We start from the raw sequence: 11,084 nt of genomic DNA, 5'->3' as shown, positions 1-11,084 counted from the left end.
CTTATGAATATGTTATCCCATCATACTAAATGGAGTGAAATTAGTAAATCTTTAAAACTATTATTTATACCAGATATATTTATATGGATTATGGATATAACCATAAAATATATTGTTCTTCTTGGTGAATACTCTATTAACTTACTATATGCATTAAGACTTAGATCAATTGGTATAACTAATAACAAATATAATTCGCTAACTGGAATTATGGGGAACTTATTTATAAAGTCTTACAAAATGAGTGAAGAGATGTTCCATGCTATGGAATGTAGGGGCTTTGTGGGAGAATATACTTCAAAGATCAATCTTAGGTTTAAAAAAGCAGATTATGTTTATTTAGCTGTAAATATACTTTTGGTCATTTTGTTTATATTATAATTTCCTTTCAGATGTCTTACTAAACAAATTTAGGAGAAATATTAATGATAAGATTAGAGAATATTTCATTTACATACAAGAATAAAATAGCGCTTGATAATGTGAATGTCCATATAAAAGAAGGTGAATCTATAGCTATAATAGGACCAAATGGGAGTGGTAAATCAACTTTTTTAAAATTATTAAATGCTATTATTTTCTCAAGCCATGGAAAATATATATTTGATAAAATCGAGATAAACGAAGAAACATTAAAAGATACTAAGTGTTTAAAATTGTTTCATAAGAAGGTGGGTTTTGTATTCCAAAATTCTGACGCTCAGCTTTTTTGTTCAACTGTATTTGAAGAAATAGCATTTGGGCTTTTGCAAATGGGTTTACCAGAAGAAGAAATTAATAAGAGAGTAAGTGATTGTTTAAATCTGCTTAATATAGATAAATTAAAAGAAGAGCATCCTTACAATCTAAGTGGAGGAGAAAAAAAGAGAGTAGCAATTGCTAGCGTTTTAGCTATGAATCCAGAGGTGATAACTCTAGATGAGCCTATGAATGGTATAGATCCTAAGGGGAAAAGGTTTCTAAGAGAATTACTAATTGGTTTAAATAAAAGTGGTAAAACTATAATTTGTGCTACTCATGATTTTGAATATATTGAAGGCGTTTTTAATAGAGCTATTGTGTTTTCTGATGAACATAAAATAATAAGAGATGACGAGTATGAGAAGATCATAAAAGATGAAGAGTTTTTAAGAAAATACAACATTATATAGTTTAAGACAGTGATAATTAATTTATTTAGCCTATACCAATAAATTGAGGGAGTGAATTTAATGAAGATATTATATTATGATTGTTTTTGCGGCATAAGTGGAGATATGAACTTAGCAGCATTATTAGATTTAGGAGTGCCTAAGGAATATTTGCTGAAAGAAATTTCAAAACTTAATTTAGATTCTGAATATGAGATAAAGATTGAAAGTGCTGCAAAACTTGGGATAACGGGAACTAGAGTAGATGTTATATTAAAGAATAAGTTACATAATAATGAAAAAGGTGAACACAGTCATTCTCACAACCATGACCATTCTCATACACATGGCGAGAAAGGGCACGATCATGATCACTCTGATGATCATGACGGAAATGGCCACAATCATGAGAATAATCATTTAGACAATCATGGTCATAGCCATAGTCATGCGGATGAACATGAGCATCACCATAGAAATTTAAAAGATATAGAAAATATAATAAATTCTAGTGATTTAAATGATAATGTAAAAAAATTAAGTTTAGATATGTTTATGAGAGTAGCAGAAGCTGAAGCAAAAGTTCATGGAAAATCTTTATATGAAGTGCATTTTCATGAAGTAGGTGCTATTGACTCTATAGTTGATATGGTAGGTGCAGCTATTTGTTTGGATTATTTACAGATTGATAAAATTATTGCATCTCCAGTTCAAGTTGGAGGCGGTTTTGTTAAATGTGCTCATGGGCTTATGCCAGTTCCTGCACCAGCGACAGTTGAAATATTAAAGAATATTCCAATTAATACTGGAATAGTGCAATTTGAAACAACTACTCCTACAGGGGCAGCAATACTCGCAGCTAATGTTCAAGAGTTTACAACAAAAATAGATTTTTCAATAAATAAAATAGCATATGGAATTGGTCATAGAGATCTAGAGATTCCTAATGTTTTAAGAGTTTATCTAGGAGAAAAAGAAAGTTCAGAGAAAATAGAAGAGCAATATATATTAGAAACTAATATAGACGATATGAATCCAGAATTTTATGGTTATGTTGAAGAAAGACTTTTTGATGCGGGAGCGTTAGATGTTTTTAAAACACCTATATTTATGAAAAAGGGAAGACCAGGAATAAAGTTAAGTTTATTAATTGGCGAAGAAATCGAAAAAGAAGTTTTGGGTATAATTTTTGAGGAAACCACTTCTATAGGGGTAAGAAAATATAAAGTTGAGAAGATAATGCTTGATAGAGAATTTTCAAAGGTACAAACCCAATATGGGGAAGTTACCATTAAAAAATCTTTTTATAAAGGAAATTTAGTTAAATATAAACCGGAATATGAGGATTGTAAGAAGATTGCAAAAGAAAATAATGTAACTATGGAAAAGCTTTATAAAGAAATTTATAGTAAAACTTCAGATATTTATAATAAGTAGATTAGTAATGGAAAATATATGTGTGAGAGGCGGAAGAAGTAAATGATGAAGAGTGATAAATATAATGAGTTAGTAAAGTATCTTAAAAGCTTAGGAAGAGTAGTCTTAGCATTTTCAGGAGGAGTAGACAGCACATTCTTGCTTAGAGTAGCAAAAGAGGCTTTGGGAAATGATGTAAAAGCGGTTACAATACTATCACCATATATTCCAAAATGGGAAATAGCAGAAGCTAAAGAATTAGTTAATGAATTAGGAGTACAGCATGAAATTATAGAAGCTCCAATTATTGATTCAATTAAATTTAACCCTGAAGATAGATGTTATCTTTGCAAGACAGCAGTATTTAGTATGATATTAACTGTTGCAAAAGAACAAGGATATGATTGTGTAATTGACGGAACTAACTTTGACGATATAAGTGATTATAGGCCAGGCCTTAAAGCATTAAAAGAATTAGAAGTAAAAAGCCCTCTTTTAGAGTGTAAGTTAACTAAGGCGGAAATACGAGAATTTTCTAAAGAATTAGGCCTTAATACCTGGGATAAGCCGCCATATGCTTGTCTTCTAACAAGAATACCTTATGGAAATGAATTAAAAGTTGAAGATTTTGAGAAAATTGAAAATGCAGAAAAATTTATGATGAGTATCGGTTTTAGAGCTGTTAGAGTAAGATGTCATGGGGAGCTAGCAAGAGTTGAGGTAAGCAGACAAGATAGAAGTAGGTTATTTAATGAAGAACTTTTAGACACTATTTCTGAAAAAATAAAAGAATGTGGATTTAAATATGTAACATTAGATCTACAAGGATATAGAGTAGGAAGTTTTAATGAAACTATAAATATTCAGAGTGATATTTAGACTTAGGTGACAACCCGGCGAAATAAGTAACATATTATCTTACTTATTTCTAGTGTATTGATTAACATATGTAAAAAATTATGATTGTTAATTCAAATATTAAGTAAAAGCATAGTTTGCATGTTTGTATCGAAAAATTAAAATTGACAGAATGTGATGACTACCAAGGTATATTTAAATGGCATAATAAATAGTGAACAAGAATCTTAGGAGGATTATAAGGCAAATGGATAAGGAAGAAATTAAAGGCTTATTAGAAAGTGTAAAAAATAATAAAGTAAATATAGAAGAAGCTCTAGAAAAATTGGAAGATTTACCTTTTAAAGATTTAGGTTTTGCTAAGATAGATAATCATAGAGAAATTAGAGTAGGTTATCCGGAAGTAATATATTGTGCAGGAAAAACAGTAGAGCAAGTTAAAGAAATCGTTAAGTTTATGCTAACAAAAAATAATAATATATTAGGAACTAGAGCTACTGAAGAAATGTATAATGCGGTGAAAGAAATATGTGAAGAAGCAGAATATAATAAACTTGGAAGAACCATAACAATTAAAAAGAAGGAACAATCTCCAACAGAAAGTTATATCGCAATTGTTGCAGCAGGAACTTCAGATTTACCAGTAGTGGAGGAAGCTTATGAGACTGCGAAGATTTTAGGTAACAAAGCTCTGAAGATAACAGATGTAGGTGTTGCAGGTATACACAGGCTTTTCTCAAGATTAGATGTTATAAGAGGAGCAAAAGTTGTTATAGTAATTGCAGGAATGGAAGGAGCTTTAGCTAGTGTTATAGGAGGATTAGTAGATAAACCTATAATAGCAGTTCCAACAAGTGTTGGATATGGAGCTAATTTTGGAGGAATTGCAGCTTTATTATCTATGTTAAATAGTTGTGCTAGTGGAGTGAGTGTAGTTAATATAGACAATGGATTTGGAGCAGCATATAATGCTAGCATAATTAATAAGCTTTAAATAAATAAAATTTTCAAAATCATAATTTTTATTAAATAATAACTTTACATAAGTAGAAAGTAAATAGGTTATTATTTTCAATTTAATAAAGTATAAAAAGCGTTTAAATGTACACCCTAATAATGAGGTGATACAAATGGATAATAATAAAAATAGAATAAAAGACAGGCCTAAATCTAATGCTGAACGTAGAAAAATAGACCCTAAGGGGAATGCAGATTTGGGGATTATTGACGGTAAAAAGATAGGTGCGCCGCCTCATAAAGAAAAGGATCACCTATAGAATAAGTAGGATATATCAAAATAATTATTATATTTAATTTGATATATCCTTTTATATTTTTACTCAATAAGTTTATGTAAAAAATAATTTTACATAAACTTATTTATGCTAAAATATTATGTAAAAGGAGAATATTAAAATGGAATTAGAGTTAGATGTATGTGAATTAGGGAAAGCCTTAAAAAAAATAGAAGAAAAATATAAGTTGGGTATATTAGTTAAGTTAATATTAAATGGAGGATGGATGACCATTAGAGGCACGGCTTCAATATTAAAGTATCCAGATGGTGAAAAAACAGACTGCGGTGGAAAAGGTGATAATATCATTGATATAAGAGTTGAGAACGAAGAAAGTCTAGAAGGAATAACAATAAAAATTACTGGGATTAAGAATAAGAAATTTAAGATAGATATCTCAAGTACCCGATATAAAGAGATAAATCCCAATAATCTAACTATTAACCAAATAAAAATAAATGAAAACGAAAGCAAATTAAGAATTGATGAAAATATCATTTTTACAATAGCTGCACCCATTGATGAAATAAGTAAGCTTATAGAGTGTTAAATAACCAAAGTATAAAAATATAAAAGATGTACATACTATTATTGAGAGTTAAGGCACAGTCAAAAAAATAATCATAACATTTTGAACTTGTTATTTTCTTTTATGTGCCTAAAGGAATAGGAGTGTGATAAAGATGGACAATAGTATGAAAAGAAAACATACCAATAAGCATAAAACTTTAAATCATAATCCTCAAGCAGAAAGCGTAAAGGCAGTTTTTGGTGAACCAAAAGCTAAAGATTCTGAGTTTATTCCAAGAACTTTTGATTAGTAGGTATATAGTACCATTCAAAATAATTGCTATTTTAAGTTAAAATAGCAATTAAGCTCAAATAATTAAATAATAGTCAAAGGAATATTTAAGTTGAGAAACTTAAATATTCCTTTTTTTAAGTACAAATACAGCATTTATAAATTTATAATTTCGGTAAGTTATATGTCGTTTATCTAAGTATTTAAATATTTTTTAATAAAATAATGTAATAAGGGCTATAAAGTGAAAAAATTCTATAGTCATTATTTATCTTTTTATTTAATACAAATTAAAGAACAACTAATTAAAAAAAGTAGTCATAATGTCTTTGTTTAACTGAATATATTTTAGGTATAAAGGAGGAGGAGTGTTTATGAGTATGAACTTTAGAGAATTTATAGAAATAGATAGAGAAAAATATAACACCCAAAAGTTTGAAGGAAATTTTTTAGACTACTTAGAACTTGTAAGAGAGAATCCAGAAATGGTTAAACTTGCTCATAAGAGATTACATGAAATGATTATGAGTAAGGGAGTAGAAGAGTTAAAGGCTGAAGAGAATCCCAGAGTAAGAAAAATCTATGGAAATGATTTGATAAGAAGGTATGGCTTTTTTAAAGATGATTTTTTTGGAATTGATAAAGTTATAATGAAACTTGCTAGTTATTTTAAATCTGCAGCCATGAAAGGTGAAGAAGCAAGACAGGTTTTATATCTTGTTGGTCCAGTAGGGGCTGGTAAATCTTCAATAGTAGAGAGTTTAAAATCTGCTTTAGAAAGCTGTGAGTCAGTCTTTTCGTTGAAGGGCTGTCCTATGCATGAAGAACCACTTCATTTGATTCCAAAGCATTTAAGACCCAAATTTGAGGAAATGCTTGGGGTACAAATTGAAGGAGATCTATGTCCAGTTTGCAGATATAGACTTGTTCATGAACTTAAAGGAGTTTATGAGGATTTTCCAGTTGAAAGAACAGGATTTTCTATCAGATCAAGAAAAGGAATTGGAGTAGTACCTCCTGTTGATCCAAATAATCAGGATACATCAATTTTGACAGGATCAGTTGATATTTCTAAGATGGATTTGTATTCTGAAGATGATCCAAGAATTTTCTCTCTAAATGGAGCGTTTAATGTTGGTAACCGTGGACTTGTAGAATTTATAGAGGTATTTAAAAATGATGTTGAATATCTTCATACAATAATTACTGCAACTCAAGAAAAATCAGTACCATCTCCAGGTAAAGGTTCAATGATATACTTTGATGGAGTTATAGTTGCTCACTCAAATGAGGCAGAATGGAATAAATTTAAATCAGATCATACGAACGAAGCAATATTAGATAGAATTGTAAAAGTTGAAGTCCCTTATTGTTTAGAGTTGGATGAGGAAGTAAAAATTTATGAAAAGATAATAAAAAAGAGTAATTTTAAAGCTCATATAGCACCGCATACTATTAAGATAGCTGCAATGTTTGCAATACTTTCAAGATTAACACCTTCTGCTAAAGTAGATGGTATGACAAAACTTAAAATTTATAATGGAGAAGAAATTGTTGAAAAGGGAACAACTAAGAAAATTGATATTGGAGAACTTAGAGAAGAAGCGGGCCAATATGAAGGAATGAAAGGAATAAGTACAAGATTCATAATAAAGGCTATTGATAATGCTCTTTCTGAATCAGGTCAAGATTGTATAAATCCACTCAGCATAATGGAAAGCATAATTAAATCAGTAAAAGAACTTGATATTGCAGCTGATGATAAGAAGAAGTATTTAGGATTTATTCAAGACAATATTAGAAAAGAATATAATAAAATTCTTGAAAGAGAAATTACTAAAGCATTTATTCATTCTTTTAGAGAACAAGCTGAGAGTTTGTTTAACAATTATATAGATAATGCTGAAGCATATGTAAATAAGACTAAGATAAAAGATGGTTCAACAGGTGAAGAACTTAATCCAGATGAAGAATTTATGAGAAGTATAGAAGAACAAATAGGTGTGTATGCAGCATCTGCTAAAGGATTTAGATCTGATGTTACTTCATATATGTTCTATATAGTTAGAAATGGTGGAAGATTGGATTATACCTCTTATGAACCTTTAAAAGAGGCCATAGAAAAGAAATTGACTGCTTCAGTCAAAGATTTATCAAGAATTATAACTAAATCAAAAGTTAGAGATAAGGACCAAGCTGAAAAATATGATTCTATGGTAGAAGAAATGAAAAGGAATGGATATTGTCTTCATTGTTGTGATGTGATTCTAAAATATGCAGCTAATAATTTATGGAGGGATTAAAGTAAATTATGGCCATATTTAGAGATTACACTAAAAATCAAATTGATCACGACAGATCCATAGAAGATAGAAGAAGACATAGGCAACTTGTAGAGAAATCAATAAAAGAAAATTTAGGCGATATATTATCTGAAGAAAGTATAGTAGGAGAGAGCAAAAATAAAAAGTTTAAAATACCTATTAAGGGGATTAAAGAATATCAATTTGTTTATGGAAAGAATTCTAAGGGAGTAGCAAGTGGCGTTGGAAATGAAAAAAGAGGAGAAAAAATTGGCAATGGAAGTAAGAAGATAGCCAAAGGGAATCAAGGCGCAGGAAATGAAGAGGGTGATGATGTTTATGAAACAGAAATTACTCTTGAAGAGTTGATGGATTATATTTCTGAAGAGCTAAATTTACCTAATTTAGATCAAAAGAAATATTCGGAGATAGTTACCGAAACTACTGGTAAAAAGAGAGGATATCAAACTCATGGAATAAATCCGCGACTTGCAAAAAAGAAAACAGTTATGTCTAAGATTGCAAGAAAACAAGGGAAGAAAAGAGCATTAAAAGAATTGGAAAGTGAAGAGGAGTTAGAGAGGTTCCCATTTAGAGAAGAAGATTTAAGGTATTATAGAGTTAAATTAAAACCGAGGAAAGATAGTAATGCGGTAATGCTGTTTATTATGGATGCCTCTGGTTCAATGGATATAACAAAGAAGTATTTAGCTCGTTCCTACTTTTTTGTATTAGCTACTTTTCTGAAAAGAAAATACAATAATATATCCTTTGAATTCATATACCATACTACTGTCGCAAAGAGGGTGGATGAATATGAATTTTTCCATAAATCCGAATCAGGTGGTACGTATATATCAAGTGGTATTAACGAAGCTTTAAAGGTAATTGAAGAAAAGTATCCTCCAGCTGCATGGAATATATACAGTATATATGCAAGTGATGGGGATAACTGGTCTGAAGATAACGAGAGAGCTGTTGCTGCAGTTAAAAACATATGTGAAGTTAGTAACATGTTTGGATATGCAGAACTTTTACCGTCCACATATACAACTACAATGTATCACAAGTTCCGGAAAGAGATTACAAATGAGAAGTTTGTTCCTGTAATTATAAAGGAAAAGAAAGATTTATGGGAAGCACTTAAGATTATGCTTAGGAAGGAGTTAAAGGAGGAATAAGAAATTGGAATATAGTTTTAGGGATATTGAAATTTGGAATGAGAAAATAGAGAAAAAAGTTAGAGAATATGGACTAGATTGTTATCCTCAAGAATTTGAAATGATAAATTTCAATGAAATGATAGGGTACGAGGCTTATGTAGGAATGCCTTCAAGATACCCTCACTGGAGCTTTGGAAAATCTTATGAAAAGAACAAAACCCTTTACTCTTTAAACCTTACGGGTCTCCCTTATGAGATGGTAATTAATTCAGATCCTTGTTTGGCATATTTGATGAAAGATAATACATTATTGCTACAAATATTAACTATGGCACATGTATATGGACATAATGATTTTTTCAAAAATAATAGGTTATTTAAACAGGGGACAAATGCAAAATACACTTTAGAAATGTTCAATTTGGATGCGAAGATAATAAGAGGATACATTGACGATCCAAGTATAGGATATTCTGAGGTAGAAAGAATATTAGATGCTGCCCATGCTATAAGATATCAAGCTAAAAGAAGCATTGGTATTAGGGAACTATCCAATGATGAAATTAAAGAAAATATATTAAAAGAGTATGAAAGTAAAAGAGAAAATAGAGGGATTCTCGATGCGTACCAGGATATACAGTTACCTGATTTAGAGAAGATTCCTTTAGAACCTGTTGATGATCTTGTAGGATTTATAATAGAGTATGGTCACCTTCAGGAATGGGAGAAAACTATTTTAAGGATAGTTAAAAGAGAAACGGAATATTTTATTCCACAAATCGAAACTAAAATAATGAATGAAGGCTGGGCAAGTTATTCACATTATAATCTTTTAAAACAACTAGATCTACCTCAAGAATTACATCTTGAATTCTTAAAAAGACACAATGATGTAATAGCGCCTGCAATAGGAGGATTAAATCCATATTACATTGGTTTCAAAGTATTTGAGGACATAGAAAGAAGATATGGAAGAGATAAAATATTTGAGGTTAGAGAAGTTGAAAGAGATTCATCTTTCTTAAGACGCTATTTAACTCGTGACTTGTGTGAAGAACTTAACTTGTTCCAATATAACGAAAGGACTTTTGATATTGTTATAGAGGAAATATCAGATGAAACTGGCTGGAAAGCAATAAGAGATACTTTAAGTTATACTGCTGGTGTGGGTAATATACCATATATTAGGGTTGTAGATTTGAATAAGAAAAATTATACATTAACATTAGAAAATGTTTTTGATGGTAGAGCCCTAGAACTTTCATATGCAAAGGAAACTTTAAAGTATGTTCAAGAATTGTGGGGACATGATGTTAAGCTAATCACTAAATCAACCGATAAGCAGGATGTGATTTTAACTTGTAATCAAGAAAAGAGAATAATTGTATCCTAAGAATTGCAATTAAAATAGAATATGCTAATTATTTTGAGGAGTTGTTACAAAATGAAATTTTAGTAGAATATTCATCTTTGTAACAGCTTCTTCCACTTTAATTTCTTACGTAAAAGTAACCAAAAGGGTAGAAATGAATATTCTATTTATGTAAGAAAGTAATAGTCTTAGGAGATAAAGATGAACTTGAAAGGTAGTAAAACTGAGAAAAATTTATTTAAGACATTTGCTGGAGAGTCCAGAGTTAGAAATAAATATACATTTTATGCAGAAAAGGCAAGAGATGAAGGATTTATGTATATAGCAAATGTTTTTGAGGAAACAGCAGGCAATGAAATGGCTCATGCTAGAGAGGTATATAGAAGATTTTTAGATAGAGTTAATAATACAAAAAATAATTTAATTGAATCCGCACTTGGAGAATCAGAAGAGAATAAAGTTATTTACAAGGAATTTGAGGAAATAGCAAGAGAAGAAGGTTTTGAAGAAATAGCTGATTTTTATAAAGAACTTCAGGAAGTGGAAGGGCATCATAAGGAAAGATTTTTGGCGCTAGCTAAAAGGGTGAAAGATGGGAAAATGTTTAAATTGGATAGAGAGTCAGAATGGTTATGTTTAAATTGTGGCTATATTTATGAAGGTAAGGAAGCACCTATGAGATGTCCATTATGCAGATATCCAAGATCATATTTTAAGAAAAATGATGATGAGGATTGCAAATAGG

12 protein-coding genes are annotated in these 11,084 nt (G+C 30.1%); all 12 read left to right on the top strand.

Annotation, left to right across the window (positions count from 1 at the left end; translation table 11 throughout):
* Window positions 1-381, top strand: a 381-nt coding sequence (locus CLCHR_RS11730) for an energy-coupling factor transporter transmembrane component T (RefSeq protein ID WP_139376232.1), incomplete at its 5' end; no start/stop codon positions are given.
* Window positions 382-425: 44 nt separating this feature from the next.
* Entirely contained in the window at window positions 426-1,151 is a 726-nt protein-coding gene (locus CLCHR_RS11725) for an energy-coupling factor ABC transporter ATP-binding protein (RefSeq protein ID WP_079439991.1), read from the top strand.
* Between the two features lie 60 nt (window positions 1,152-1,211).
* Entirely contained in the window at window positions 1,212-2,567 is a 1,356-nt protein-coding gene (larC, locus tag CLCHR_RS11720; RefSeq protein WP_079439990.1) for a nickel pincer cofactor biosynthesis protein LarC, read from the top strand.
* A gap of 42 nt (window positions 2,568-2,609) precedes the next feature.
* A complete protein-coding gene (larE, locus tag CLCHR_RS11715) occupies window positions 2,610-3,425 on the top strand; it encodes an ATP-dependent sacrificial sulfur transferase LarE (RefSeq protein WP_079439989.1) in 816 nt (271 codons plus the stop codon).
* Between the two features lie 226 nt (window positions 3,426-3,651).
* Window positions 3,652-4,398 carry a nickel pincer cofactor biosynthesis protein LarB gene (gene larB / locus CLCHR_RS11710; RefSeq protein WP_079439988.1) on the top strand — a complete coding sequence of 249 codons (747 nt, stop codon included), beginning with the start codon at window positions 3,652-3,654 and terminating at the stop codon, window positions 4,396-4,398.
* A gap of 136 nt (window positions 4,399-4,534) precedes the next feature.
* Complete coding sequence (locus CLCHR_RS24775; protein ID WP_008418263.1) at window positions 4,535-4,681, top strand: hypothetical protein; 147 nt, start codon at window positions 4,535-4,537, stop codon at window positions 4,679-4,681.
* A gap of 139 nt (window positions 4,682-4,820) precedes the next feature.
* Entirely contained in the window at window positions 4,821-5,249 is a 429-nt protein-coding gene (locus CLCHR_RS11705; RefSeq protein ID WP_079439987.1) for a UDP-N-acetylglucosamine pyrophosphorylase, read from the top strand.
* 133 nt (window positions 5,250-5,382) lie between these two features.
* Entirely contained in the window at window positions 5,383-5,520 is a 138-nt protein-coding gene (locus tag CLCHR_RS24770; protein WP_008418260.1) for a CPC_1213 family protein, read from the top strand.
* Window positions 5,521-5,881: 361 nt separating this feature from the next.
* The gene (locus CLCHR_RS11700) at window positions 5,882-7,804 is read left to right on the top strand and encodes a PrkA family serine protein kinase (protein WP_079439993.1); all 1,923 of its coding nucleotides are present in this window, start codon (window positions 5,882-5,884) and stop codon (window positions 7,802-7,804) included.
* 8 nt (window positions 7,805-7,812) lie between these two features.
* Entirely contained in the window at window positions 7,813-8,985 is a 1,173-nt protein-coding gene (gene yhbH / locus CLCHR_RS11695; RefSeq protein ID WP_079439986.1) for a sporulation protein YhbH, read from the top strand.
* A gap of 4 nt (window positions 8,986-8,989) precedes the next feature.
* Window positions 8,990-10,360 carry a SpoVR family protein gene (locus CLCHR_RS11690; protein ID WP_079439985.1) on the top strand — a complete coding sequence of 457 codons (1,371 nt, stop codon included), beginning with the start codon at window positions 8,990-8,992 and terminating at the stop codon, window positions 10,358-10,360.
* A gap of 180 nt (window positions 10,361-10,540) precedes the next feature.
* Window positions 10,541-11,083: a rubrerythrin family protein gene (locus tag CLCHR_RS11685; RefSeq protein WP_079439984.1), complete on the top strand. Its 543-nt coding sequence runs from the start codon at window positions 10,541-10,543 to the stop codon at window positions 11,081-11,083.
* The last annotated feature ends 1 nt before the right edge of the window (window position 11,084 follow it).

It is taken from the genome of Clostridium chromiireducens, from assembly GCF_002029255.1.
Classification (GTDB): domain Bacteria; phylum Bacillota; class Clostridia; order Clostridiales; family Clostridiaceae; genus Clostridium; species Clostridium chromiireducens.
The sequence above is the reverse complement of the archived record's forward strand: the minus strand, read 5'-3'. Positions and strand labels throughout refer to the sequence as shown.

What these genes read in the sequence shown, in the direction of transcription:
- CLCHR_RS11725 (WP_079439991.1), top strand. Translation starts at nt 426, where the DNA reads ATGATAAGATTAGAGAATATTTCATTTACATACAAGAATAAAATAGCG.
- larC (WP_079439990.1), top strand. Translation starts at nt 1,212, where the DNA reads ATGAAGATATTATATTATGATTGTTTTTGCGGCATAAGTGGAGATATG.
- larE (WP_079439989.1), top strand. Translation starts at nt 2,610, where the DNA reads ATGATGAAGAGTGATAAATATAATGAGTTAGTAAAGTATCTTAAAAGC.
- larB (WP_079439988.1), top strand. Translation starts at nt 3,652, where the DNA reads ATGGATAAGGAAGAAATTAAAGGCTTATTAGAAAGTGTAAAAAATAAT.
- CLCHR_RS24775 (WP_008418263.1), top strand. Translation starts at nt 4,535, where the DNA reads ATGGATAATAATAAAAATAGAATAAAAGACAGGCCTAAATCTAATGCT.
- CLCHR_RS11705 (WP_079439987.1), top strand. Translation starts at nt 4,821, where the DNA reads ATGGAATTAGAGTTAGATGTATGTGAATTAGGGAAAGCCTTAAAAAAA.
- CLCHR_RS24770 (WP_008418260.1), top strand. Translation starts at nt 5,383, where the DNA reads ATGGACAATAGTATGAAAAGAAAACATACCAATAAGCATAAAACTTTA.
- CLCHR_RS11700 (WP_079439993.1), top strand. Translation starts at nt 5,882, where the DNA reads ATGAACTTTAGAGAATTTATAGAAATAGATAGAGAAAAATATAACACC.
- yhbH (WP_079439986.1), top strand. Translation starts at nt 7,813, where the DNA reads ATGGCCATATTTAGAGATTACACTAAAAATCAAATTGATCACGACAGA.
- CLCHR_RS11685 (WP_079439984.1), top strand. Translation starts at nt 10,541, where the DNA reads ATGAACTTGAAAGGTAGTAAAACTGAGAAAAATTTATTTAAGACATTT.